This window comes from Streptococcus sp. M334, assembly GCF_000187745.1.
Classification (GTDB): domain Bacteria; phylum Bacillota; class Bacilli; order Lactobacillales; family Streptococcaceae; genus Streptococcus.
Genome location: NZ_GL732492.1, coordinates 1 through 26,554, shown reverse-complemented (window position 1 = coordinate 26,554; position 26,554 = coordinate 1). Strand labels below are relative to the sequence as shown.

Annotated in this window: 20 protein-coding genes, 1 tRNA gene and 1 rRNA gene; 14 read left to right on the top strand and 8 right to left on the bottom strand. The window is 41.0% G+C overall.

Going from position 1 to position 26,554, the window contains the following annotated elements:
- Positions 1-89: 89 nt before the first annotated feature.
- The 4 genes from dapD (at position 90) to HMPREF0851_RS13660 (ending at position 3,198) form a co-directional block, all read left to right on the top strand.
- The gene (dapD, locus tag HMPREF0851_RS13675) at positions 90-788 is read left to right on the top strand and encodes a 2,3,4,5-tetrahydropyridine-2,6-dicarboxylate N-acetyltransferase (RefSeq protein WP_000127460.1); all 699 of its coding nucleotides are present in this window, start codon (positions 90-92) and stop codon (positions 786-788) included.
- 67 nt (positions 789-855) lie between these two features.
- Complete coding sequence (locus HMPREF0851_RS13670; RefSeq protein WP_000885077.1) at positions 856-1,986, top strand: N-acetyldiaminopimelate deacetylase; 1,131 nt, start codon at positions 856-858, stop codon at positions 1,984-1,986.
- 11 nt (positions 1,987-1,997) lie between these two features.
- The gene (locus HMPREF0851_RS13665) at positions 1,998-2,537 is read left to right on the top strand and encodes a 5-formyltetrahydrofolate cyclo-ligase (protein ID WP_000834338.1); all 540 of its coding nucleotides are present in this window, start codon (positions 1,998-2,000) and stop codon (positions 2,535-2,537) included.
- On the top strand, positions 2,521-3,198 hold the full coding sequence (locus HMPREF0851_RS13660; RefSeq protein ID WP_000658501.1) for a rhomboid family intramembrane serine protease: 678 nt from the start codon (positions 2,521-2,523) through the stop codon (positions 3,196-3,198). The genes HMPREF0851_RS13665 and HMPREF0851_RS13660 overlap by 17 nt, the downstream gene beginning before the upstream one ends.
- Before the next feature lie 385 nt (positions 3,199-3,583).
- Here HMPREF0851_RS13660 and csn2 read toward each other — a convergent pair whose 3' ends face one another.
- The 8 genes from csn2 to argS all read right to left on the bottom strand — a co-directional run bounded on the left by csn2 (position 3,584) and on the right by argS (position 14,384).
- Complete coding sequence (gene csn2 / locus HMPREF0851_RS13655) at positions 3,584-4,246, bottom strand: type II-A CRISPR-associated protein Csn2 (RefSeq protein ID WP_000700138.1); 663 nt, start codon at positions 4,244-4,246, stop codon at positions 3,584-3,586.
- The gene (gene cas2, locus HMPREF0851_RS13650; RefSeq protein ID WP_000122199.1) at positions 4,236-4,580 is read right to left on the bottom strand and encodes a CRISPR-associated endonuclease Cas2; all 345 of its coding nucleotides are present in this window, start codon (positions 4,578-4,580) and stop codon (positions 4,236-4,238) included. The genes csn2 and cas2 overlap by 11 nt, the downstream gene beginning before the upstream one ends.
- Positions 4,577-5,443 (bottom strand): type II CRISPR-associated endonuclease Cas1, encoded by an 867-nt coding sequence (gene cas1, locus HMPREF0851_RS13645; protein WP_000539858.1) that lies wholly within the window; start codon positions 5,441-5,443, stop codon positions 4,577-4,579. The genes cas2 and cas1 overlap by 4 nt, the downstream gene beginning before the upstream one ends.
- The gene (cas9, locus tag HMPREF0851_RS13640) at positions 5,443-9,570 is read right to left on the bottom strand and encodes a type II CRISPR RNA-guided endonuclease Cas9 (RefSeq protein ID WP_000066813.1); all 4,128 of its coding nucleotides are present in this window, start codon (positions 9,568-9,570) and stop codon (positions 5,443-5,445) included. Before cas9 ends, cas1 begins: the two co-directional genes overlap by 1 nt.
- A 501-nt stretch (positions 9,571-10,071) precedes the next feature.
- Positions 10,072-10,971, bottom strand: coding sequence for a UTP--glucose-1-phosphate uridylyltransferase GalU (gene galU / locus HMPREF0851_RS13635; protein WP_000202221.1), 900 nt, complete (start codon positions 10,969-10,971; stop codon positions 10,072-10,074).
- A 21-nt stretch (positions 10,972-10,992) separates the two neighbouring features.
- Entirely contained in the window at positions 10,993-12,009 is a 1,017-nt protein-coding gene (locus HMPREF0851_RS13630; protein WP_000415115.1) for an NAD(P)H-dependent glycerol-3-phosphate dehydrogenase, read from the bottom strand.
- Between the two features lie 167 nt (positions 12,010-12,176).
- Positions 12,177-12,422 (bottom strand): hypothetical protein, encoded by a 246-nt coding sequence (locus tag HMPREF0851_RS13625; RefSeq protein WP_000084862.1) that lies wholly within the window; start codon positions 12,420-12,422, stop codon positions 12,177-12,179.
- Positions 12,423-12,692: 270 nt separating this feature from the next.
- Positions 12,693-14,384, bottom strand: coding sequence for an arginine--tRNA ligase (gene argS / locus HMPREF0851_RS13620; protein ID WP_001092722.1), 1,692 nt, complete (start codon positions 14,382-14,384; stop codon positions 12,693-12,695).
- Positions 14,385-14,519: 135 nt separating this feature from the next.
- Between argS and argR the strand changes: the two genes are divergently transcribed.
- The 10 genes from argR to HMPREF0851_RS0104330 form a co-directional block, all read left to right on the top strand.
- Positions 14,520-14,966 (top strand): arginine repressor, encoded by a 447-nt coding sequence (argR, locus tag HMPREF0851_RS13615; RefSeq protein ID WP_001231476.1) that lies wholly within the window; start codon positions 14,520-14,522, stop codon positions 14,964-14,966.
- 50 nt (positions 14,967-15,016) lie between these two features.
- The gene (mutS, locus tag HMPREF0851_RS13610; protein ID WP_000179936.1) at positions 15,017-17,551 is read left to right on the top strand and encodes a DNA mismatch repair protein MutS; all 2,535 of its coding nucleotides are present in this window, start codon (positions 15,017-15,019) and stop codon (positions 17,549-17,551) included.
- Between the two features lie 145 nt (positions 17,552-17,696).
- Complete coding sequence (gene patA / locus HMPREF0851_RS13605; protein ID WP_000908119.1) at positions 17,697-19,403, top strand: multidrug efflux ABC transporter subunit PatA; 1,707 nt, start codon at positions 17,697-17,699, stop codon at positions 19,401-19,403.
- Between the two features lies 1 nt (position 19,404).
- Entirely contained in the window at positions 19,405-21,171 is a 1,767-nt protein-coding gene (gene patB / locus HMPREF0851_RS13600) for a multidrug efflux ABC transporter subunit PatB (RefSeq protein ID WP_000859886.1), read from the top strand.
- A 290-nt stretch (positions 21,172-21,461) separates the two neighbouring features.
- Positions 21,462-22,151, top strand: a complete 690-nt coding sequence (locus tag HMPREF0851_RS13590; protein WP_001138351.1) for a gamma-glutamyl-gamma-aminobutyrate hydrolase family protein — start codon at positions 21,462-21,464, stop codon at positions 22,149-22,151.
- Positions 22,152-22,321: 170 nt separating this feature from the next.
- On the top strand, positions 22,322-23,671 hold the full coding sequence (locus HMPREF0851_RS13580) for a glucose-6-phosphate isomerase (protein WP_000018268.1): 1,350 nt from the start codon (positions 22,322-22,324) through the stop codon (positions 23,669-23,671).
- 127 nt (positions 23,672-23,798) lie between these two features.
- Positions 23,799-25,259 carry a glutamate--tRNA ligase gene (gene gltX / locus HMPREF0851_RS13575; RefSeq protein WP_000031073.1) on the top strand — a complete coding sequence of 487 codons (1,461 nt, stop codon included), beginning with the start codon at positions 23,799-23,801 and terminating at the stop codon, positions 25,257-25,259.
- Positions 25,260-25,272: 13 nt separating this feature from the next.
- On the top strand, positions 25,273-25,707 hold the full coding sequence (locus HMPREF0851_RS13570; protein ID WP_000355899.1) for a cytidine deaminase family protein: 435 nt from the start codon (positions 25,273-25,275) through the stop codon (positions 25,705-25,707).
- A 371-nt stretch (positions 25,708-26,078) separates the two neighbouring features.
- Positions 26,079-26,150 (top strand) — tRNA-Glu (locus HMPREF0851_RS13565).
- Between the two features lie 239 nt (positions 26,151-26,389).
- A 16S ribosomal RNA gene (locus tag HMPREF0851_RS0104330) occupies positions 26,390-26,554 on the top strand; the annotation flags it as partial.

Below are 26,554 nucleotides of genomic sequence, written 5' to 3'. Positions count from 1 at the left end.
AAATCATCCCTAAAAACAAACAAAAAGGCTTCAAATTTGAGGCCTTTTTTGGTAGAATAGGTATCATTAAAATGAACTAGGAGGCGCCTATGACTGCTACAAAAATGAATGCTCAAGAAATTATCCAATTTATCGCCAATGCTGAAAAGAAAACCAGTGTGAAAGTAACCTTTGAGGGACAACTTGCAACTGCTGTACCAAGCTCTGTTGTTAAACTAGGGAATGTCCTATTTGGAGACTGGAAGGACGTAGCTCCTCTTCTCGATGGCTTGGTAGAAAATCAAGACTATGTTGTTGAGCAAGATGCTCGTAATTCTGCAGTTCCCTTGCTAGATAAACGTGCTATCAACGCTCGTATTGAGCCAGGTGCGATTATCCGTGACCAGGTTGAAATTGGTGACAATGCTGTTATCATGATGGGAGCTGTTATCAATATCGGTGCTGAAATTGGTGCAGGAACTATGATTGATATGGGTGCTATCCTTGGTGGGCGTGCCATCGTTGGGAAAAACAGTCACGTTGGTGCAGGTGCGGTTCTTGCAGGTGTGATTGAGCCAGCTAGCGCAGAACCAGTCCGTGTTGGAGACAATGTTCTCATCGGTGCCAATGCAGTAGTTATCGAAGGAGTCCAAATCGGTAGTGGTTCAGTTGTTGCAGCAGGAGCTATTGTTACCCAAGATGTCCCAGAAAACGTGGTAGTAGCAGGCGTTCCGGCTCGTATTATCAAAGAGATTGATGCCCAAACCCAACAAAAAACAGCGCTAGAGGATGCGCTTCGTACCTTGTAATTCTAAAAGAAAAATAGAGGCGGAACTCTTTTTCCAGCCTCTTTCTGCTATATAGGAGGACAGATAGATGTTAGATTTGATTCAGACTAGACGAGATTTACACCAGATTCCAGAGATTGGCTTGGAGGAGTTCAAGACTCATGCTTATTTGCTGGATGTGATTGAGAAATTGACTGCGGGCAAGGACTTTGTTCAAGTTCGTACTTGGCGGACAGGTATTTTGGTCTATTTGCAGGGAAGTCAGCCAGAGCAGACCATTGGTTGGCGGACAGATATTGATGGTCTGCCTATCGTTGAACAAACAGGATTTCCTTTCGCTTCTCAGCACCAAGGTCGTATGCATGCTTGTGGCCATGATTTTCATATGACTATTGCTTTGGGCTGCCTCGAGCGCGCCCTTGAGGAACAACCCAAGAATAATCTGCTTTTCTTATTTCAGCCCGCTGAGGAGAATGAAGCTGGTGGCATGCTCATGTATGAAGATGGTGCTTTTGGGGACTGGTTACCAGACCAGTTTTATGGTCTCCATGTTCGACCAGATCTGAAAGTCGGTCAGATTGCGACTAATACTCATACACTCTTTGCAGGGACTTGTGAGGTGAAGATTCGTTTTAAAGGTAAAGGTGGGCACGCAGCCTTTCCGCATGAAGCCAATGACGCCTTGGTGGCCGCTAGTTACTTTGTGACCCAGGTGCAGTCAGTTGTCAGCCGCAATGTTAACCCAATCGAGGGAGCAGTGGTGACCTTTGGCGTTTTTCAGGCTGGAACAACCAACAATGTCATCACAGACACAGCCTTTTTACATGGAACTATTCGCGCCTTGACTCAAGACATGAGCCTCTTGGTACAAAAGAGGGTCAAGACAGTTGCAGAAGGAGTTGCAGCTGCCTTTGATATGGAAGTTGAAGTCGAACTCAAACAAGGTGGCTACCTACCTGTTGAGAATAATCCAGCCTTGGCGCGTGAACTGATGGACTTCTTTGAAGAAAAAGAGGGAATTGAGTTGATTGATATCGAACCTGCTATGACAGGCGAGGACTTTGGTTATCTCCTTTCAAAAGTTGATGGCGTTATGTTTTGGCTAGGGATAGATAGTCCCTACGCTCTTCATCACCCTCAGATGAGTCCTAAGGAAGAAGCCTTAGATATTGGGGTGGATGCGGTCTCTAGTTTCCTGAAAAAGAAGGCAACAGAGTAGAGGGTTTGTCTATGAAATCGGAATTACGCAAGCAAGTCTTGCAAGAAATGAAGGCTTTATCTCAAGAACAAAAACAGGCTATAGACCAAGCTTTAACCGAGCGATTGTTACAACACCCCTTTTACCAAGAAGCTAAAATCATCGCAACCTATCTCTCTTTTCCGCACGAATTTCAAACGCAGGGATTGATTGAGCAGGCGCTGAAGGACGGCAAGAAGGTTCTGATACCTAAAACCTATCCCAAAGGTCGCATGGACTTTGTGGTCTATGATCCGCAGCAATTGGTGAAAACTTCCTTTGGTTTACTGGAGCCACAAGGAGATTTGGAAGTAGTAGATGCCTCTCAGATTGATTTGATTCATGTTCCTGGGCTGGTTTTTACGACGGAAGGATATCGTATTGGCTACGGTGGAGGTTACTATGACCGCTATCTGGAACATTTTACTGGTCATACATTGAGTGCGGTTTATTCTAGTCAAGTTCAGGACTTTATCCCTGAAAATCATGATATTTCTGTTCAGGAGGTTCTGATTGATGAAGGAAATCTTTGATAGACGTTACCCTGTGACGAGTTTTTTCCTCTTAGTGACGGCCTTGGTGTTTCTACTAATGCTGGTCACTACAGGCGGAAACTTTGACAGGGCAGACACCCTATTTCGATTTGGAGCCATGTATGGCCCTGCTATTCGGCTCTTTCCTGAGCAGACTTGGCGTCTCTTCTCTGCCATTTTTGTTCATATTGGGTGGGAACATTTCATTGTCAATATGCTTTCCCTCTATTATCTTGGTAGGCAAGTAGAGGAGATTTTCGGATCCAAGAAGTTTTTCTTTCTCTATCTATTATCTGGAATGATGGGCAATCTCTTTGTTTTTGTATTTAGTCCCAAATCCTTAGCAGCAGGAGCCTCGACTTCTCTCTATGGGGTATTTGCTGCGATTATTGTTCTTCGCTATGCTACGCGTAATCCTTATATCCAGCAGTTGGGGCAATCCTATTTGACACTTTTTGTGGTTAACATTATTGGAAGTGTTCTGATTCCTGGCATCAGCCTAGCAGGCCATATCGGTGGTGCAGTTGGTGGAGCATTGCTAGCAATTATCTTTCCAGTTCGAGGAGAAAGACGGATGTATAGTGCTAGTCAGAGACTGGTAGCGGCAGTGTTGTTCGTAGGACTTGCAGTCTTGCTTCTCTACAAGGGAATGGGATTGTGACGACTAATATATAAACTTGAATAAGAAAAAAGCTACTTAAAAAATGAGTAGCTTTTAATGTGATTTGGAACCATTCGAAACAACACAGCTCTAAAACCCTTTAATCTGTTTACTTGCCCTTTTACCCGTTTTGGAACCATTCGAAACAACACAGCTCTAAAACTGTGATGTTCATCTGGTAATTAGGTGTTACGTTTTGGAACCATTCGAAACAACACAGCTCTAAAACTCATGCATGCCTCTAAAATATGCTTCCTGCGTTTTGGAACCATTCGAAACAACACAGCTCTAAAACCTCGTAGAAAAATTTTACTCACGAAATTTCGTAATCGCGCCATTCGTCCCAGCTAGACTTCAGTTCGCTAGGTCCCAATTGTTACTTTTATTATACCATATTTTCGGGGTTCAAGAAATAGTCTTGATCCAATACATACTGCGGAAAATCATAGATTTTCCGAGGCTCAACAAACAAGACGGACAGTTGATTGAGTTGGACATACTCTATCAAATTTACTAACTCATCCTTTGATAGATAGGCGGATGCATTGATGAAAACAAGGAGTTTCTTTTTAGAAAGATATTTAAAAATCTGGACAATTTCTAGCATCTTTTCAAAAGGTGTATCACTAAGGGTTTCGACTTTGACACCAAGTGCATCTATTAACTCTAGAATGGTAATTTCATCATACTCTAGGTCTAACTCGTTTTCCAAACACTCAAATGCCAGCAATTCTGTAATCGTAGCAACCAACTTTTCAATCATGGACTTGACTTCGGGCTTGTCATTGAGTTGATTTTCTAAATCAGCATGTATCAGCTTGAGCATGGCAGGTGAGTTGAGATTGTATCCTAAGACATCCGTTATCACTAGTAACTCGGATTCTTTCAGAGCTTTTAGATTTCTATCAAACAACTTCAACTCTCCATCATCAGTGTACTGGTAGAATTGCTTGACTATAGTTGAAAAGGTAAACTGGTCTTCCAACACTAAAAAAGTTGCATTTTCAATAGTTAATGGTTCATCCAATAGTGGGAAATTAATCTTCATCTCTAGGCTCCTCTCCCAGAAAGACCAAGCGTGCGTCGGAGTTTGCTACGCTGGTATTTCGCTCGCCATTTAAGTAAATCATGCGAGAAAACTGCTTTTCTGTAACGGTTAAGAGAGTAATATTCCCTTTTTTAGGGTTATGAGTCTTGAGTCGCTCAATCATGGCGTTATTAGCAGAGTTATTGAGCAAGAGCTTGCTATAGATGGAGAATTGGTGCATGATAAATCCCTCATCTATGAGGAACTTCCGAAATCTCCGATAGGCCTTGCGTTCCTCTACGGTATCAACTGGCATATCAAACATTAAAATCATACGCATATATCGATAACTCATATCCTAAACTCAGGAACTCCTTTCTCAGGTTGATTGAGAGCTTGGATGACTTTCTTAGTATAGTCACTGATGATATTGGACAGGTACATATCTTTACCATTGTAGTGAAAGGTATTTGAGAAAATAGTAAAAAGTTCTCGTTTGATTTTGACAAAAGAACTGTTTCGATTTTCATAGACAATTCTGTCAATAATCGGACGGAAAGGCTCCATAATATCACTAGCTAGGTTGAATTGATTAAACTGATTGGTATGTTTCAAGCCAAACTGAGTCATGCAACCAGACAAAACAATCTCACGCGCAAACATACTCAAAATTAAGGTGTAGCCATAGTCCAAGGCAGCATTGACATCACTATCTTGCTCACGACTAAAATCATTTCCAAACAAGGTGTTGAAATAAATACGAGCTGCGTGTCCCTCACGGTTACTAGGATCAAAGAAATCCAACCCATGATAGAGATCGATGACGGACTGGCTCTTTTCCAGAAAACCACAACTCCCCAGATAAAAAGCCTGATTGAGAATCTTTTGTGCAATGATGGTTGTCCAGATTTCCGCCTTTACATCTTCATTCCAAGCAATTTGACGAGAGAGTTGTAAACTGGAATCGTGTCGACCATAATAGGGCATTAAGTATGCCGTTGGCAAGCGTTTATCATCACAAAAGATGACTAGAATATTTTCATCTACCAAGCGTTTAATCAACATGGTAGAGAGAACAATATCTGTCGTCTCCAAAAGTAGGATGTCCACCTCGGACAGGTGAATCAACTCTGTCCGAGAGGCATCTTTAAAAATCAAGTGCTTGTTCTTGTAGGAGAGTTTAGAGTGTGTATTGACTATAACGGTTCTCCATCCCATCAGTCTTCTCCCAGTTTGCTTAAGTCAATCCGAGTCTCGTAGAGACCAGTGATGGATTGGTGGATGAGGGTGGCGTTAAGGATTTCGGATACAGTTGTGTATCGTTTTCGATCAACATCTTTGCCCAAAAATTTAAAGGCAGCAGGAGCACCCAAAGCAGTAAAAGTCAACAAATTGATAAACGAATTTGCTAGAATTTCTATATCTGCTTGCTCATTGTCTGCATATAAGTTCTTGATTTTCTCTAGATTTGCATCTGCGAGGACATATTTTTGAGAGAACTCAGATACAAGATTTAATAAATCTTTAAATTCATATCGGTGTTTCTGGATGTATTCCAAATGTTCTGGCTCGTCTAGTTTATGGACGTTTTTAGAATGGTAGAGCAAGGTTGTTAAATATACTGGAAGCACTATTTCATTGCCTTTTTGAAGTTCTTTCGCACTTGCTAGCATCCGTCTGCGACCGCTTTCCAGTTCAAACAAACTATACTTAGGTAGGCAGAGGATGTTTTCTTTACGGACATTATGATAGCCTTTATTTTCAAGGAAAGTAATTGGATTCTTCTCAAAGGTGGCTTTTTCCATGATTGTAATACCAACTAGAGTCTTAACGGTCTTCAGTTTTTTCGCTTTCCCTTTTTCGATATCGGCAATAAGCAAGATTGAGTAGGCGATAACAGGGCTATCAAATCCTCCATATTTAGTAGTGTCCCAAAGAATCTCCTTTGTTTTTCGAGGGATTAGCTTATCAGAATTTCCTTTAGGAAGAATGGACTCTTTAGAGAAGCCGCCTGTTTGCACCTCTGTCTTCTTCACAATATTCACCTGCGGAAGTGAAAGAACTTTTTTAACTGTTGCGAAATCTTTTTCCTTATTCCAAGCGATTTCTCCAGTATCCTTAGAGTATTCGATATTCTCTCGTTTTACAATGGTTCCGTCTGCGTAATGTACCTCTTCTTTAAAGAAGTTCAACAGGTTTGAGTAGAAGAAATACTTTTGAGTTGCTTTTTCGACTTCTTTAGGCTCTCTGGATTTGGAGATGTATCTCTGAAGATCGTACTTTTGATAGTCACCATAGACGAATTCGGGCTCTAGTTTAGGATATTTCTTAAGAATAGCCTTAGCCAACACTGCATTTAAGTAGGCATCATGCGCGTGGTGGTAGTCATTGATTTCCCGCACCTTGTATAACCCAAATTCTTTACGGAAGTTGGAAACTAGGTTGGATTTCAAAGTGATGATTTTGACATTACGGTTCTTCTTATCCTTCTCAGTCACTTCTTTATTGAACCGAGCATCCAAGAACTGAGCAACATGTTTTGTGATCTGTCGTGTTTCAACTAACTGACGTTTGATAAAGCCAACTTTATCAAGCTCATTTAGCCCGCCTCGCTCTCGCTCTGCTTTGGTTAGATTATTAAATTTACGTTCTGAAATCAATTTAGAATCCAATAACTGTTGCCAAAAAGCTTTCATCTTTTCAACTACTTCAAGACTAGGAACATTATCGGATTTCCCACGATTATCCTTTGAACTAGTCAAGACACGGTTATCGAGAGAATCATCCTTGATAAAGGCCTGTGGGATGATGTGGTCGATGTCATAGTTACTTAGTTGGTTGATTTCAAGAGGTTTCCCAGTATACATATCCCTCCCATTTTGGAGATAGTAGAGAAAGAGACGGTCATTTTGGAGTTGAATATTATCTGTTGGATTTTCTTTTAGTATGTTTGAATCAAGTCCAGAAGCTAAATTTTTTAATGAATCTTCAATGCGCTTATATCTCTGTTGGGAATTCTTTTTTCCTCTGGCAGTAGTCTGATTTTCTCGTGCCATTTCAATCACAATGGACTCGGGAGCATGGCCCATAACCTTGACAAGTTCATCAACGATCTTGATACTTTGCAAAATTCCCTTTTTAATGGCAGGGCTTCCTGGAAGTTCTTGGACGACTTGCTTCACATCATTTGTCTTCCCAAACACTTGTGCTTTTTGGATAATTTCTTTGAAAGAAAGCCCGTCATCATGGATTAACTGCATAAAGTTACGATTAATCTCACCGTCATCAATCAAGTAGTCAAGAATCGTTTTGCCGCTTTTTTTATCACGGATACCGTTAATCAGCTTGGCAGAGAGTTTTCCCCAACCAGTATAGTGTCGACGAGTTAGTGCTTTGATGACTTTTTCATCAAAGAGAGAGTCATATTGAGCAAGACGTTGCTTAATCATCTCACGATCTTCAAAGATAGTGAGCGTGTGGATGATATTTTCAAGAATCTCTTCATTTTTAGAATCATCCATAAACGCTTTATCTTTGATTATTTTGAGTAAATCATGATAAGTAGAAAGACTAGCGTTAAATTGTTTTTCAATTCCTTTTAGTTCGATTCCATCGTAGCCATCAACATTGTGTAGATAATGGATGATGTCTTTTTCAGTAACTTTTCTTTTATTCTCGGCTTTAAAAAATGTATCAAAAATATCTTTCTTTTGCTTTTTGTCTAAAAACTGATACCTTGTTAAACCTTCTGCAATAAATTTTACTTTTGTTAATTCATTGTAGACAGCAAATGTTTCATACAATAGACTATGCTTGGGTAAAACTTTTTCTTCTGGGAGATACAAGTCATAGTTAGTCATCTTATTGATGAAGTCTTCTGCAGAGCTTGCTTGGTCAACAATTTCTTCAAAATTCCAAGGTCGGATTGCTTGGTCAGAGTTTCGAGTAAGCCAAGCAAAATCACCATTGCCACGAGCCAATGGGCCAACGTAGTAAGGAATACGGAAAGTTAAGATTTTCTCAATCTTTTCTTTATTTTCTTGCAGAAATGGATAGTGTTCTCCTTGCCGACGGATAATGGCATTCATTTCTTGAAGATGAATTTGATGAGGAATAGAACCGTTATCAAAGGTGCGTTGTTTTTTCAAGAAATCTTCACGTTCAATTTTATCAAGGAAATAATCTGCTCCTTCGAATTTAGAAAGAAGATTTTTGATGTATTTGTAAAATGCTTCTTGAGTGGTTTTGCCATCTATATACCCAGCATACCCATCTTTAGATTGGTCAGAGAAAACTTCATCATATTTTTCTTGAAGATTGTTTTGGATGAATTGTTTTAGAGCGGCTAAGTCTTTTTGGTGGTTTTCATAGCGCTCAATCATAGATGCTGATAGTGGAGCCTTGGTTGAAAGATCTTTAACAGTTAAGATACCTGATAGAAGAATGGCGTCATAGAGTTTTTTAGCAACTAGGAAAAGGTCTGCAAAGTCATCTCCAATTTGTCCGAGTAAGTTTTCCAAATCCTCATCATAGGTATCTTTAGAAAATTGTAGTGGGGCTTTTTCTTCCAAGTCAAAATGTTTTTTAAAATCAGCCTGATTTCCTACAATTAACTTGAGAAATTCTGAAAAGAGACCAGTGGATTTTTCATCAGGAAATAGTTTTAGAACGCGTTCTCTCTTGGTAGATTTACTAATTTTATCAGTAAAAATTGCTTCTACTTGTGCATTTTGTCCACTAAGGGATTTTCCTTCAAAGGTGTTGTCGTAAATGCTTATAAACTCGCTAAAGATTTTTTGGATATCATTGTTTTTAATATCGAAAGATTCTTCATACAAAAAATGTCCGCGGTATTTAATCATATGCGCTAATGCTAGGTAGATCAAGCGCAAGTCAGTTTTTTCTTTTGAGTCCGCCAGGTGTTTTCTCAAATGATAGATAGTTGGAAATTTCTTGTGATATTCTTTTTCTTCTACTAAGGTAGCAAAAATAGGGTATTTACTTCCTCTTTTATCCTCAGGAACTAAAAAGAAGTCATCTAATCGATGAAAGAAACTACTATCCACCTTGCTTATTTCCTGAGAAAAGATTTCTTGAAGATAGCGAAGACGATTTTTTCGACGAGTATAGCGACGGCGTGCTGTTCGTTTGAGACGTCTATCTTCAGCAGTAGTTCCTTCATCAAATAATAAAGCTCCAATTAGATTTTTCTTGATAAAGTGTTTATCAGTATTGCCTAGAACTTTCATCTTTTTCGATGGCACCTTATAGTCATCCGTAATGACGGCCCATCCGACGCTGTTTGTTCCGATATCAAGTCCGATAGAGTAAGATTTGTTGCTCATTTAGGTTTCTCCTTTGGGTTATACTCTTTAAGTTCTTATTAGTAAATTCTAATATATTAACTTTAGCTAAATTATATATCTTTTGACTATTAAAATCAAGAAATTGTAAAACGCTTTCAATATGTAAGTTTTTAATCTTATAAAATGAAGTGTTATTCTATTTTATAACAATTTATTCTTGCAATTTTTAATAGAAAAGTATACAATAAAAGTGTTGGAACTATTCGAAACAACACAGCAAGTTAAAATAAGGCTTTGTCCGTACACAACTTGAAAAAGTGCGCACCGATTCGGTGCCTTTTATTTTATTATACAAACTTATTGTGCCCGCATTTTTGTTAAAAAACAAATAATATCGTTGTACTTTCATAAAATATAAGTAGAGTAAGTAAGAAATACAGATTTTTTTAGATTATGGATGTTCTAAAGAATAGCAATATAAAATAAAAAGAACTGGGATAATTAACTATCCTAGTTCTTATTTTTATATAGAATATTCTTCTATTCCCCCTCAGATAACTCTTTCCCTAGTTGGATGATGTAATCTTTCAAGTCATCTTTGACTTGTGGGTGTTTGAGGGCATAGTCAATAGATGTTTTCATAAAGCCAAACTTATCCCCAACGTCGTAACGAGCTCCTGTAAATTCGCGGGCGAAAACACGTTGAGTTTTATTGAGCGTATCAATAGCATCAGTAAGCTGAATTTCATTTCCAGCACCGGGAGCTTGCTTTTCGAGGATATCAAAAATTTCTGGTGTCAGAAGATAGCGACCGATGATTGCCAAATCACTTGGTGCATCTTCGGGAGCTGGTTTTTCTACGAAAGTTTCAACGCTATAGAGTCCATTACTTCCTTCACCCTGAGGAGCGATAACCCCGTATGATGAAACGTCTTCGTGTGGTACAGGCATGACAGCAATAGTTGATGCGTGTGTCTTTTCGTAATCATTCATCAGTTGTTTTGTCAAAGGAACGGCATTCTCATTTGTGATGTCCATAAGGTCATCACCCAGCATAACAACGAAGGGCTCATTCCCTACAAAAGCTTTGGCTTGTAGGACAGCGTCTCCAAGACCGCGAGGGTGAGTTTGGCGAATGAAATGGAGGCGCATACCAGTTGCTTCATCTACTAATTTTAACAGATCTGTTTTGCCTTTTTCTTTGAGGTTATATTCAAGCTCGAAGTTTGAGTCAAAGTGGTCTTCAATAGAACGTTTTGATTTACCAGTGACAACCAGAATATCTTCAATACCTGATTTAAGAGCTTCTTCTACGATAAACTGGATAGTTGGTTTGTCTACAATTGGCAACATTTCTTTGGCAAGGGCCTTGGTTGCCGGTAAAAATCGAGTCCCGAGTCCAGCGGCAGGGATGACTGCTTTTCTAACTTTTGATGTCATAAGAATCCTTTCTCTAGAGGGTTAAGACCACTCATTTTCTGCTTTAAATTCATTGTTCATGATGTCATAAATGGCATCTTTAATATTAGTTCCGTGATAGATAACTTGGTAAATAGCCTGTGTAATTGGCATATAAACTCCAAGTTCTTGTGCTAGCTCATAGGCTGCTCGGGTCGTTGAAATTCCTTCAATCACCATGCCCATGTTGGCTTCGATATCAGCTAGGGATTCTCCACGACCAAGAGCATCTCCGGCTCTCCAGTTACGAGAGTGGATGGAGGTTCCCGTTACAATCAAATCTCCCACACCAGATAAGCCACTATAGGTCAATGGACTAGCACCAAGTGCTACCCCTAGGCGGGTAATTTCTGCCAAGCCTCGAGCGATGATGGCTGCCTTGGCATTGTCACCAAATCCTAAACCATGTAAAGCTCCAGCACCGACAGCAATAATATTTTTAAGAGCACCGGCAGTTTCGACTCCAATAACGTCCGTATTGGTATACAGTCGGAAGTAGTGATTACTAAAGAGCTCCTGAACGTATTGAGCTGTTTGTAAATCTTTAGAAGCAGCTGTGATTAAAGTCAGGTCACGCACAATGGTCTCTTCTGCATGACTAGGGCCTGAAACAACGACAATATCACTGCGGAGCTGTTCAGGAATCTCTTCTTCAAGGATGGTTGATAATCGTTTATGACTATCAGGCTCTAATCCCTTTGAAGCGTGCATGATGATAGCCTTATGGTCCAAGGTTTTTGCAACTTGTTGGGCAACAAGTCGTGTCACTTTTGTTGGGACAACAAACAAAATCGCATCTACATCTTTTAATGCCTCTGCTAAGTCGGTGTAGGCAATGATATTTTCATCTAGAACGACATCTTTAAAGTAGTGCTTGTTAGTATGATAGGTATTAATTTCATTGATTTGCTCGGGAAGATTTCCCCAAATACGTACCTCGTGTCCATTGTCATTTAAGACTTGTGAAAGGGCAGTTCCCCAAGAACCAGGCCCCAAGACGGCGACGGTTTGTTTTTCCATGTTTTCCTCCTTGATAGAGTTCTCTTTTTATTTTATCACATTCTAGGGGATTTTGCACTTGCATTGCTGGGGAGTGGTAGCTTTGTTACTTGAAAAATATACAAAAACCGAGACTCAGTATTAAACTCTTAGTCTCGGTTTTGATATTCCTTAAAGAATAGTTAGGTTTATTTCAATTGATCTGTAATGTCTTTTGATAGCAACATTCCCAGATGGTAAGTTTTATTGATGTAAGCAATGACATCATTGATATTTTCAGTCGTTTGAATTTTCTCTCTGATGTCAGCTCTAAATGTTTCATCCTTTAAAAGTTGTTCTTGGTAGAGCCTTTGAAGCCGTTCTTTCTCGTACTTATTGAGCAGAAAAAGGAAAACCAAGCTAATCACAACGAGGATATAAGCATATTGGCTCATAGGAAATCTCCCTGAATGATAAAAAATAGTAGTGAATAAATCGATCATATTTATGTCCTAAAACTAGTGAAGCGCCTAGCCAAAATCCGAATAGGATTGGGCGTTAGTTACTTAGACTGCTTTACAATCAAGTAACTTGAAGATTACGACATGAGCCTAACCAAATCGATATTATTTGGTTAGGTGAATCAGTGAAGCGTTTAGGCAATTCGCCATATAGTGATTGCCGTCAAGAGACTAGGAACTTTAGTTCCAGTCTCTTGTAACGATTTACATCTTCTCTGGCGCTTCTACTCCAAGCAAGCGAAGGGCTTCTTTGAGAACGACTGCGGTTGCGTAGCTGAGGGCTAGACGGCTGTCGCGTTCTGGGCTTTCATCCAAGATACGTGTATGTGCATAGTATTTGTTAAAGGCTTGAGCCAGGCTAATTGCAAATTTAGCAATGATAGAAGGTTCAAAGTTATCCGCCGCACGGTTGATAATACGTGGGAAGTCTTGGATGAGTTTGATGATTTCCCAACTTTCGGCATCATTCAAGCTATAGTTGCCAGCTGTTTCTGGTTTGAAATCCGCTTTGCGCAAGATAGATTGGATACGAGCGTAGGCGTATTGAACATAAGGTCCAGTTTCACCCTCGAAGGATACCATAGCTTCTAGGTCGAAGTCATACCCATTTGTACGGTCGGTCTTGAGGTCATAGAATTTAATGGCTCCAACCCCAACAGCATGTGCTACTTGGTCTTTGTTTTCAAGTTCAGGATTTTTAGCCTCGATTTGGGCTTGGGCACGACTAACAGCCTCTGCAACTGTAGGCTCTAGCAAGATGACATTCCCTTTACGCGTAGAGAGTTTTTTCCCTTCTTTTGTCACCAAACCAAAAGGAACGTGAGTAATATCGTCACTCCAGTCATAGCCCATTTCTTGCAAGACAGCTTTGAGTTGTTTAAAGTGGGCAGATTGCTCTTGACCAACGACATAGATAGATTTAGCAAATTGGTATTCGTTTTTACGGTAAAGGGCTGCAGCCAAGTCACGTGTGATATAGAGAGTTGCTCCATCAGATTTCTTGATAAGCGCTGGATGTTCAATTCCATATTTCTCAAGATTCACAACTTGGGCACCTTCTGACTCAACAAGAAGGCCTTTTTCAGAAAGAATGTCTACAACTGCATCCATCTTATCGTTATAGAATGCTTCTCCGTTGTAGCTGTCAAATTCGACTTGCAATTCATTGTAAAGGCGGTTAAATTCCACCAAACTTTCATCACGGAACCATTGCCAAAGAGCGAGAGCTTCCTCGTCTCCATTTTCCAGTTTGCGGAACCATTCGCGTGCTTCTTCATCCAAGCTAGGGTCGTTTTCAGCTTCAGCATTGATACGGACATATAGTTTAAGAAGTTCATCAATTGGATGAGCTTTTACAGCTTCTTCGTCGCCCCATTTTTTGTAGGCAACAATCAACATCCCAAACTGCTTACCCCAGTCTCCTAAATGATTGACCTTGACCGTTTGATAACCGATTTTTTGGAAAATATGTGACAAGCTATCTCCGATAACAGTTGAGCGTAGGTGACCAATAGAAAATGGTTTAGCGATATTGGGACTAGACATGTCGATAACAACATTTTCTTGTTTGCCAATAGTTTGGTCAGCATAGTGTTCTTTTTGAGTGATGACAGCTTGCAATACTTGAGCAGAAATGGCAGATTTATCAAGGAAAAAGTTAACGTAAGGTCCCGTTGCAACAATCTTTTCAAAGGCTTGGCTGTTAATCTTTTCAGCCAGTTCAGCCGCAATCATTTGAGGTGCTTTACGTTCGACTTTTGCAAGAGAAAAAGCAGGGAAAGCGATGTCTCCCATTTCTGAGTTTTTAGGGGTTTCCAGTAAATTTAAAATAGCCTCTTGGTCTAGGCTATCAATGACGCTAGCCAATTCGCTAGCAATCAATTCTTTTGTATTCATTAAGAGCTCCTTTTTGGACTTTTCTACTATTTTATCACAATTTTAAAGAAAGAAGAAAAAATTTTTGAAATCTCCTATTTTTTTGGTATAATATAGTTATAAAATTAGTTATAAATATTCACATAAGAGGATTTTATGAGAAAAAGAGATCGTCATCAGTTAATAAAAAAAATGATTACTGAGGAGAAATTAAGTACACAAAAAGAAATTCAAGATCGGTTGGAGGCGCATAATGTCTTTGTGACGCAGACAACCCTGTCTCGTGATTTGCGCGAAATCGGCTTGACCAAGGTCAAGAAAAATGATATGGTGTATTATGTACTAGCAAATGAGACAGAAAAGATTGATTTGGTGGAATTTTTGTCTCATCATTTAGAAGGTGTTGCAAGAGCAGAGTTTACCTTGGTGCTTCATACCAAATTGGGAGAAGCCTCTGTTTTGGCAAATATTGTAGATGCAAACAAGGATGAATGGATTTTAGGAACAGTTGCTGGTGCCAATACCTTATTGGTCATTTGTCGAGACCAGCACGTTGCCAAACTCATGGAAGATCGTTTGCTAGATTTGATGAAAGATAAGTAAGGTCTTGGGAGTTGCTCTCAAGACTTATTTTTGACAAGGAGAGACGGAAAATGGCGACAGAAAAGCTATCACCCGGCATGCAACAGTATGTGGATATTAAAAAGCAATATCCAGATGCTTTTTTGCTCTTTCGTATGGGTGATTTTTATGAATTATTTTATGAGGATGCGGTCAATGCTGCGCAGATTCTGGAAATTTCCTTAACGAGTCGCAACAAGAATGCCGACAATCCGATTCCTATGGCGGGTGTCCCCTATCATTCTGCCCAACAGTACATTGATGTTTTGATTGAGCAGGGGTATAAGGTGGCTATCGCAGAGCAGATGGAAGATCCTAAACAAGCAGTTGGGGTTGTGAAACGAGAAGTTGTTCAGGTTATTACGCCAGGGACAGTGGTCGATAGCAGTAAGCCAGACAGCCAAAACAATTTCTTGGTTGCCATAGATCGTGATGGCAATCAATTTGGTCTAGCTTATATGGACCTGGTGACCGGTGACTTTTATGTGACAGGTTTATTGGATTTCACGCTGGTTTGTGGAGAAATCCGTAATCTCAAGGCGCGAGAAGTGGTGTTGGGTTATGGCTTGTCTGAGGAAGAAGAACAAATCCTCAGTCGCCAGATGAATCTGGTACTCTCTTATGAAAAAGAAAGCTTTGAAGACCTTCATTTACTGGATTCACGATTGGCGACTGTGGAGCAAGCAGCATCTAGCAAGCTCCTCCAGTATGTTCATCGGACTCAGATGCGGGAGTTGAACCACCTCAAACCTGTTATCCGCTATGAAATCAAGGATTTCTTGCAGATGGATTATGCGACCAAGGCTAGTCTGGATTTGGTTGAAAATGCCCGTTCAGGCAAGAAGCAAGGCAGTCTTTTCTGGCTTTTGGATGAAACCAAAACGGCTATGGGTATGCGTCTCTTGCGTTCTTGGATTCATCGTCCCTTGATTGACAAGGAGCGAATCGTCCAACGTCAAGAGGTGGTGCAGGTCTTTCTTGACCACTTCTTTGAGCGCAGTGATTTAACGGATAGTCTCAAAGGTGTCTATGACATTGAGCGCTTGGCTAGTCGTGTTTCTTTTGGCAAAACCAATCCCAAGGATCTCTTGCAGTTGGTGACCACCTTGTCCAGTGTGCCACGGATTCGTGCGATTTTAGAAGGAATGGAGCAACCTGCTCTAGCCTATCTTATCGAACAATTGGATGGAATCCCTGAGTTAGAGAGTTTGATTAGCGCAGCGATTGCTCCTGAAGCTCCCCATGTGATTACAGAAGGTGGCATTATCCGGACTGGATTTGATGAGACTTTAGACAAGTACCGTCGTGTGCTCAGAGAAGGGACTGGTTGGATTGCTGAGATTGAGGCCAAGGAGCGAGAAAACTCTGGTATTAGTACGCTCAAGATTGACTACAATAAAAAGGATGGCTACTATTTCCATGTGACCAATTCGCAACTGGGAAATGTTCCAGCTCACTTTTTCCGCAAGGCAACGCTGAAAAACTCAGAACGTTTTGGAACCGAAGAATTAGCTCGTATCGAGGGAGATATGCTGGAGGCGCGTGAAAAGTCAGCTAACCTAGAGTACGAAATTTTTATGCGTATTCGTGAAGAGGTCAGCAAGTACATCCAGCGTTTGCAGGCTCTAGCTCAAGGCATTGCGACAGTTGATGTCTTACAGAGTCTGGCGGTTGTGGCTGAAACCCAGCATTTGATTCGGCCAGAGTTCGGAGAGGATTCGCGAATTGATATCCAAAAAGGGCGCCATGCTGTCGTTGAAAAGGTTATGGGGGCTCAGACCTATATTCCCAATACGATTCAGATGGCAGAAGATACCAGTATTCAACTGATTACAGGACCCAACATGAGCGGGAAGTCTACCTACATGCGTCAGTTAGCCATGACGGCGGTTATGGCCCAGCTGGGTTCTTATGTGCCAGCAGAAAGTGCCCATTTGCCGATTTTTGATGCAATCTTTACTCGTATTGGAGCAGCAGATGATTTGGTTTCAGGTCAATCAACCTTTATGGTGGAGATGATGGAGGCCAATAATGCCATTTCACATGCAACAAAGAATTCCTTGATTCTCTTTGATGAGTTAGGTCGTGGAACGGCAACTTATGACGGGATGGCTCTTGCTCAATCTATCATCGAATACATCCATGAGCACATCGGAGCCAAGACTCTTTTTGCGACCCACTACCATGAATTGACTAGTCTGGAGTCCAGCTTGGAACACTTGGTCAATGTCCACGTGGCAACCTTGGAGCAGGATGGGCAGGTCACCTTCCTTCACAAGATTGAACCAGGACCAGCTGACAAATCCTACGGTATCCATGTTGCCAAGATTGCTGGCTTGCCAGCAGACCTTTTAGCAAGGGCGGATAAGATTTTGACTCAGTTAGAGAGTCAGGGTACAGAAAGTCCCGCTCCAATGAGGCAAACAAGTGCTGTCACTGAACAGATTTCACTCTTTGATACGGCAGAAGAACATCCTATCCTAGCAGAATTAGCTAAGCTGGATGTTTACAATATGACACCTATGCAGGCTATGAATGTCTTGGTGGAGTTAAAACAAAAATTATAAAGAATGAATTACTTGTCATTCTAGCTATATCAAGGAGACTTCTTTGACAATCCCCCACTTTTTTGCTAGAATAACATCACACAAACAGAATGAGAAGGAGCTGACACATTGTCGCTCCCTTTTGTCTATTTTTTAAGGAGAAAGTATGCTGATTCAGAAAATAAAAACCTACAAGTGGCAGGCCCTGGCTTCGCTCCTGATGACAGGCTTGATGGTTGCTAGTTCACTTCTGCAACCGCGTTACCTGCAGGAAGTGTTAGACGCCCTCCTTGCTGGGAAATATGAAGCCATTTATAGTATCGGGGCTTGGTTGATTGGTGTGGCCCTGGTCGGTCTGGTTGCTGGTGGGCTCAATGTTGTCCTCGCAGCCTATATTGCTCAAGGGGTTTCATCCGACCTTCGAGAGGATGCCTTCCGTAAAATCCAAACCTTTTCTTATGCCAATATTGAACAATTTAATGCGGGAAATCTAGTCGTTCGCATGACAAATGATATCAACCAGATTCAGAACGTGGTCATGATGACCTTCCAAATTCTTTTCAGACTTCCCCTCTTGTTCATCGGTTCCTTTATCCTGGCGATTCAAATCTTACCTTCTCTGTGGTGGGTAATTGTTCTCATGGTAGTCTTGATTTTTGGTTTGACTGCTGTCATGATGGGGATGATGGGGCCTCGTTTTGCCAAGTTTCAAACCCTTCTTGAACGCATCAATGCCATTGCCAAGGAAAATTTGCGTGGCGTTCGTGTGGTCAAGTCCTTTGTCCAAGAAAAAGAGCAATTTGCTAAGTTTACGGAGGTTTCAGACGAGTTACTCGGTCAAAATCTTTACATCGGTTATGCCTTTTCAGTAGTGGAACCCTTTATGATGTTAGTCGGCTACGGGGCGGTTTTCCTCTCTATTTGGCTAGTTGCGGGGATGGTTCAGTCGGATCCGTCAGTTGTTGGCTCCATTGCTTCCTTTGTCAATTACCTAAGCCAGATTATCTTTACCATTGTTATGGTTGGATTTTTGGGAAATTCTGTCAGTCGTGCCATGATTTCTATGCGTCGTATTCGAGAAATTCTGGACGCAGAGCCAGCCATGACCTTCAAAGATGTCCCAGATGAAGAGTTGGTTGGAAGCCTTAGCTTTGAAAATGTAACCTTTACCTATCCAATGGACAAGGAACCAATGCTGAAAGACGTGAGCTTTACCATCGAGCCTGGTCAAATGGTTGGTGTCGTTGGAGCGACTGGTGCAGGAAAATCAACCTTGGCTCAATTGATTCCACGTCTCTTTGACCCACAGGAAGGCTCTATCAAAATCGGAGGCAAGGATATTCGAGAAGTGAGTGAAGGGACCCTGCGTAAAGCTGTCTCTATCGTTCTCCAACGTGCCATTCTCTTTAGTGGAACGATTGCAGATAACCTGAGACAGGGCAAAGGAGATGCTACTCTATTTGAAATGGAACGCGCAGCTAATATTGCTCAGGCTAGTGAATTCATTCATCGTATGGAGAAAACCTTTGAAAGTCCAGTTGAGGAACGGGGGACTAATTTCTCAGGTGGGCAAAAACAAAGGATGTCGATTGCGCGTGGGATTGTCAGCAATCCACGTATTCTGATTTTTGACGATTCGACCTCGGCCTTGGATGCCAAGTCAGAGCGTCTGGTTCAGGAAGCCTTGAATAAGGACTTGAAGGGGACAACAACCATTATCATCGCGCAAAAGATTAGCTCGGTTGTTCATGCAGATAAAATCTTGGTTCTAGATCAAGGGCGATTGATTGGTCAAGGTACGCATGCAGACTTGGTTGCCGATAATGCTGTTTACCGTGAAATCTATGAAACACAGAAAGGAAAGGAGGAGTAAAATGAAGACTGTTCAATTTTTTTGGAATTATTTTAAAGTCTATAAGCTATCATTTGTAGTCGTCATCCTGATGATTGTTCTGGCGACTCTTGCCCAAGCTCTCTTTCCGGTCTTTTCTGGACAAGCGGTGACGCAGCTAGCTAATTTAGTTCAAGCTTATCAAGATGGCAATCCAGAACTTGTTTGGCAAAGCCTATCGAGAATCATGGTCAATCTTGGCCTGCTAGTTTTGGTTCTCTTTATCTCCAGTGTCATATACATGTGTCTCATGACGCGCGTGATTGCAGAGTCGACCAACGAGATGCGCAAAGGCCTCTTCGGTAAGCTTGCTCGGTTAACGGTTTCTTTCTTTGACCGCCGACAAGATGGGGATATCCTGTCTCGTTTTACTAGTGATTTGGATAATATCCTCCAAGCCTTTAATGAAAGTCTGGTTCAGGTCATGAGCAATATTGTTTTATACATTGCTCTGATTTTTGTCATGTTTTCGAGAAATGTGACGCTGGCCCTCATCACCATTGCCAGCACACCAGTGGCCTTCCTCATGCTGATTTTTATCGTGAAAATGGCACGTAAATACACCAACCTCCAGCAAAAAGAAGTAGGGAAACTCAATGCCTATATGGATGAGAGTATCTCAGGTCAAAAAGCTGTCATTGTCCAAGGAATTCAAGAGGATATGATGGTAGGCTTTCTTGAACAAAATGAGCGCGTGCGCAAGGCGACCTTTAAAGGAAGAATGTTCTCAGGAATTCTTTTCCCTGTCATGAATGGGATGAGTCTGGTTAACACAGCCATCGTCATCTTTGCGGGTTCAGCTGTTCTACTAAATGATAAGACTATTGAAACAAGTACAGCTTTAGGTTTGATTGTTATGTTTGCCCAATTTTCACAGCAGTACTACCAGCCTATTATCCAAGTTGCAGCTAGTTGGGGAAGCCTCCAGTTAGCCTTTACAGGGGCTGAACGGATTCAGGAAATGTTTGATGCGGAGGAGGAAATCCGACCTGAAAAGGCTCCAACCTTCACTCACTTGCAAGAAGGTGTTGAAATTCGTCATATTGATTTCTCATATCTGCCTGATAAACCTATTTTGAAAGATGTCAGCATTTCTGCCCCGAAAGGCCAGATGACAGCAGTTGTTGGTCCGACGGGTTCAGGAAAAACCACTATTATGAATCTCATCAATCGCTTTTATGATGTTGATGCTGGCGGTATTTATTTTGACGGAAAAGACATTCGTGACTATGATTTAGATAGTCTCAGAAGCAAGGTGGGGATTGTCTTGCAAGATTCGGTCTTATTTAGCGGAACCATTCGAGACAATATCCGTTTTGGTGTGCCAGATGCAAGTCAGGAAATGGTTGAGGCAGCAGCCAAAGCAACCCATATTCATGACTATATCGAAAGCTTACCTGATAAATACGATACGCTTATCGATGATGATCAGAGCATCTTCTCAACAGGGCAGAAACAATTGATTTCCATCGCTCGAACGCTGATGACGGATCCAGAAGTTCTCATTTTAGATGAAGCCACTTCAAACGTAGATACGGTGACAGAAAGCAAGATTCAGCATGCCATGGAGGCGGTTGTAGCAGGTAGAACCAGTTTCGTCATTGCCCATCGCTTGAAGACCATCCTCAATGCAGATCAGATTATTGTCCTTAAAGATGGAGAAGTCATTGAACGTGGTAATCACCATGAACTCCTGAAACTAGGTGGATTTTATTCAGAACTCTATCACAATCAATTTGTTTTTGAATAAGAAAGAAGTTGTCCTCTTGGGCAGCTTTTTCTTGTCCATAAAAAATACTTATCACAGTCTTAAAAAAAAACATATTAGACGAAAGACGTTTTGAGTGATATGATAGGACTATCGTTATACTCAATGAAAATCAAAGAGTGAACTAGGAAACTAGCCGCAGGTTGCTCAAAGCACTGCTTTGAGGTTGTGGATAGAACTGACGAAGTCAGTAACCATAGCTACGGTAAGGCGACGCTGACGTGGTTTGAAGAGATTTTCGAAGAGTATTAACATTCGAAAGGAGAGACATCATGCCTAGAACGGTTGTAGGAGTTGCTGCAAATCTATGTCCAGTAGACGCAGAAGGCAAAAACATTCACTCATCTGTATCTTGTAGATTCGCAGAGAGTATTCGTCAAGTCGGTGGTCTCCCTTTAGTCATTCCTGTTGGTGATGAGTCAGTTGTACGCGATTATGTGGAAATGATTGACAAGCTTATTTTGACAGGCGGTCAAAATGTCCATCCTCAGTTTTATGGAGAGAAAAAGACCATCGAGAGCGATGATTACAATCTAGTCCGTGATGAATTTGAATTGGCACTCTTGAAGGAAGCTCTCCGTCAGAACAAACCAATTATGGCAATCTGCCGTGGTGTCCAACTTGTCAATGTTGCCTTTGGGGGAACCCTCAATCAAGAAATCGAAGGTCACTGGCAAGGACTACCTTTCGGGACATCTCACTCTATTGAGACAGTAGAAGGAAGCGTGGTGGCCAAGCTGTTTGGAAAAGAAAGCCAGGTCAATTCCGTCCATCGTCAAAGTATTAAAGATTTGGCACCTAATTTCCGTGTAACTGCTATTGATCCAAGAGACCAGACCATCGAAGCGATTGAGTCTATCGACGAGCACCGCATTATCGGTTTGCAGTGGCATCCAGAGTTTCTGGTTAATGAAGAAGATGGCAATTTAGAACTATTTGAGTATTTATTGAATGAACTGTAACGACTGGAACATCTAGTCGTTCTTTCTTTTATTTTTTCAAAATTTTTGGAATGCGGCATTTTTACGCAAACGTTTGAATTCTGATAAAAATTGGAGAAATTCGACAAAAAAACTTGAAAAAAACGAAGGTAAGCGTTATGATATAAAAGAAGAAATATTGGAGGAATAACATGTCACATATTAAATTTGATTATTCAAAAGTTTTAGACAAATTTGTTGCCCCACATGAAGTGGAATACATGCAATCACAAGTAACAGCAGCAGATGAATTGATCCGTAAAGGAACTGGTGCTGGTAGCGACTTTTTGGGATGGTTGGACCTTCCTGAAAACTACGACCGCGAAGAATTTGACCGCATCTTGAAAGCTGCTGAGCAAATCAAGTCAGACAGCGATGTTTTGGTTGTTATCGGTATCGGAGGATCTTACCTTGGTGCTAAAGCAGCAATCGACTTCTTGAATCACCACTTTGCAAACTTGCAAACAAAAGAAGAGCGCAAAGCTCCACAAATCCTTTACGCAGGAAACTCAATCTCATCTACTTACCTTGCTGACTTGGTAGAGTATGTTGCAGACAAAGACTTCTCAGTAAACGTGATTTCTAAATCAGGTACAACAACTGAACCAGCTATCGCTTTCCGTGTCTTCAAAGAACTCTTGGTTAAGAAATACGGACAAGAAGAAGCAAACAAACGTATCTATGCAACGACTGACCGCCAAAAAGGTGCTGTTAAGGTTGAAGCAGACGCTAACGGTTGGGAAACATTTGTTGTTCCAGATGATATCGGTGGACGCTTCTCAGTATTGACAGCTGTTGGTTTGCTTCCAATCGCAGCATCAGGAGCTGACATCAAAGCCCTTATGGAAGGTGCTAACGCAGCCCGCAAAGACTACACTTCAGATAAAATCTCTGAAAACGAAGCTTACCAATATGCAGCTGTTCGTAACATCCTTTACCGTAAAGGCTATGCAACTGAAATCTTGGTAAACTATGAGCCATCACTTCAATACTTCTCAGAATGGTGGAAACAATTGGCTGGTGAATCAGAAGGAAAAGACCAAAAAGGTATCTACCCAACTTCAGCTAACTTCTCAACTGACTTGCACTCATTGGGTCAATTTATCCAAGAAGGAACTCGCATCATGTTTGAAACAGTTGTCCGTGTTGACAAACCTCGTAAGAACGTGATTATCCCTAGCTTGGAAGAAGACCTTGACGGACTTGGTTACCTTCAAGGAAAAGACGTTGACTTTGTAAATAAAAAAGCGACTGACGGTGTTCTTCTTGCCCACACAGATGGTGATGTACCAAACATGTACGTGACTCTTCCTGAGCAAGATGCTTTCACTCTTGGATACACTATCTACTTCTTCGAATTGGCTATCGCCCTTTCAGGTTACTTGAATGCCATCAACCCATTTGACCAACCAGGTGTTGAAGCTTATAAACGTAACATGTTTGCCCTTCTTGGAAAACCAGGATTTGAAGAATTGAGCAAAGAACTTAACGCACGTCTATAATAGAAGAAAAGAGTGGTTTGTCCACTCTTTTTACTCTCTTTATCCATAGAAATTGGACTCAGCCAAGACTTGTGATATAATATAGAGAGCAAAAAGGCAGACGCCTAGAGACTTTATAGGAGAAACTATGTCAAAAGATATCCGCGTACGTTACGCACCAAGTCCAACAGGACTACTACACATCGGGAATGCCCGTACAGCATTGTTTAACTACCTTTACGCCCGTCATCACGGTGGAACTTTTATCATTCGTATTGAAGATACTGACCGTAAACGACATGTCGAAGATGGTGAGCGTTCACAGCTTGAAAACCTTCGTTGGTTAGGAATGGATTGGGATGAAAGTCCAGAAACACATAAAAATTACCGCCAGTCTGAACGCTTGGAATTGTATCAAAAATATATCGACCAATTGCTAGCTGAAGGAAAAGCCTATAAATCTTATGTTACAGAAGAAGAGTTGGCAGCTGAACGCGAACGCCAAGAAGCAGCTGGTGAAACGCCTCGCTACATCAATGAATACCTTGGTATGAGTGAAGAAGAAAAAGTAGCTTACATCGCAGAACGTGAAGCAGCAGGAATTATCCCCACTGTTCGTTTGGCTGTCAATGAGTCAGGTATCTACAAGTGGCATGATATAGTCAAAGGTGATATCGAATTCGAAGGTGGCAATATCGGTGGTGACTGGGTTATACAAAAGAAAGACGGTTACCCAACATACAACTTTGCCGTTGTCATCGATGACCATGATATGCAAATTTCTCACGTAATCCGTGGAGACGACCACATTGCTAATACACCAAAACAGCTCATGGTTTATGAAGCACTTGGTTGGGAAGCTCCAGAGTTCGGTCACATGACCTTAATCATCAACTCTGAGACTGGTAAGAAGTTATCTAAACGTGATACTAATACGCTTCAATTTATCGAAGATTACCGAAAGAAAGGTTACCTTCCAGAAGCAGTCTTTAACTTTATTGCTCTTCTTGGTTGGAACCCAGGTGGCGAAGATGAGATTTTCTCTCGTGAAGAATTGATTAAACTTTTCGATGAAAACCGCCTCAGCAAGTCTCCAGCAGCCTTTGACCAGAAAAAACTAGACTGGATGAGCAATGATTATATCAAGAATGCAGATCTAGAAACTATCTTTGAAATGGCAAAACCATTCCTAGAAGAAGCAGGTCGATTGACTGACAAGGCTGAAAAATTAGTTGAGCTCTATAAACCACAAATGAAATCAGTAGATGAGATTATCCCATTGACAGATCTCTTCTTCTCAGATTTCCCAGAATTGACTGAAGCAGAGCGCGAAGTCATGGCTGGTGAAACAGTCCCAACAGTTCTTGAAGCCTTCAAAGCAAAACTTGAAGCGATGATAGATGATGAATTTATAACAGAAAATATCTTCCCGCAAATAAAAGCTGTTCAAAAAGAAACAGGTATTAAAGGGAAAAATCTTTTCATGCCTATTCGTATCGCAGTTTCAGGTGAAATGCATGGACCAGAATTGCCAGATACAATTTTCTTGCTTGGACGTGAAAAATCAATTCAGCATATCGAAAACTGCTTAAAAGAAATCTCTAAATAAGAAGGATGTAATAATGGACATCTGGGAAAAGATGTACGAAGAAGCACAGAAACTATACAATCCACATGAAGTATCCGCTTTTGTTTATGCCAATCATGTTGTAGCCGCAGTAGAAGCAGAAGATGGGCAAATATTTACAGGTTTCTGTATGGAGGGAACCTGTGGTGTTTTCCACCTCTGTGCAGAACGGGCAGCTCTCTTTAATATGTATCAATTCTCAGGACAAACTAAGGTTAAAAAAGTATTAGCCTTTCGAGACAAGCCACCTTATGGTGGAAGCTCAGGAATGCCCTGTGGAGCTTGCAGAGAGTTCCTCTTAGAGTTGAACGCTGAAAATAAGGATGCAGAATTCATGATGGACTACGATAGAAGAAAGACAGTGAAAATCGCAGAACTAATGCCCTATTGGTGGGGAGAAGAACGTGCTTCTAAGTTTAAAGAGCAATAGAAGGGTCAGTACAATTCTGGCTCTTTTTACTTGGTAAAAAAATGAAAAAAGGTAAATTCCCAAACTAAGTTCCACCGCTAATCCAAGTGGAAGTTAGTCTGATAAAAATCATAAAAACCAGTAGAATTCCGTGTCAGGGTAAGTTCCACTGGTTTTAATACTGCTTGATTTCATCGCTTTTGTAACTAAAATGAATCGGAAAAAAGAGCGCACAAAATCCCCTCATCTGAAAGCGTTTCAAATCAAGTTCCGCTATGGTGGAAGTTACTTTGAGAAGTTACCGCATGTAAAAAAAATGAAAAAAATTAGAAAAAGTAGTTGACAAAGTTTAAAAAGTCGGTATAATAGTAAGAGTTGAAAACACCAACTCAGGTCCGTTGGTCAAGGGGTTAAGACACCGCCTTTTCACGGCGGTAACACGGGTTCGAATCCCGTACGGACTATGGTATGTTGCAGATGAAATACTGATTGAAAAAATTAAAAAAGTTTCAAAAAAGTGTTGACAAGCGAAAGCGACTGTGATATACTAATATAGTTGTCGCTTGAGAGAAGCGAGTGACAAAGACCTTTGAAAACTGAACAAGACGAACCAATGTGCAGGGCACTACAACAACTGTTGTAGTACTGAACAATGAAAAAACAATAAATCTGTCAGTGACAGAAATGAGTGAGAACTCAAACTTTTAATGAGAGTTTGATCCTGGCTCAGGACGAACGCTGGCGGCGTGCCTAATACATGCAAGTAGAACGCTGAAGGAGGAGCTTGCTTCTCTGGATGAGTTGCGAACGGGTGAGTAACGCGTAGGTAACCTGCCTGGTAGCGGGGGATAACGTATTGGAAACGATA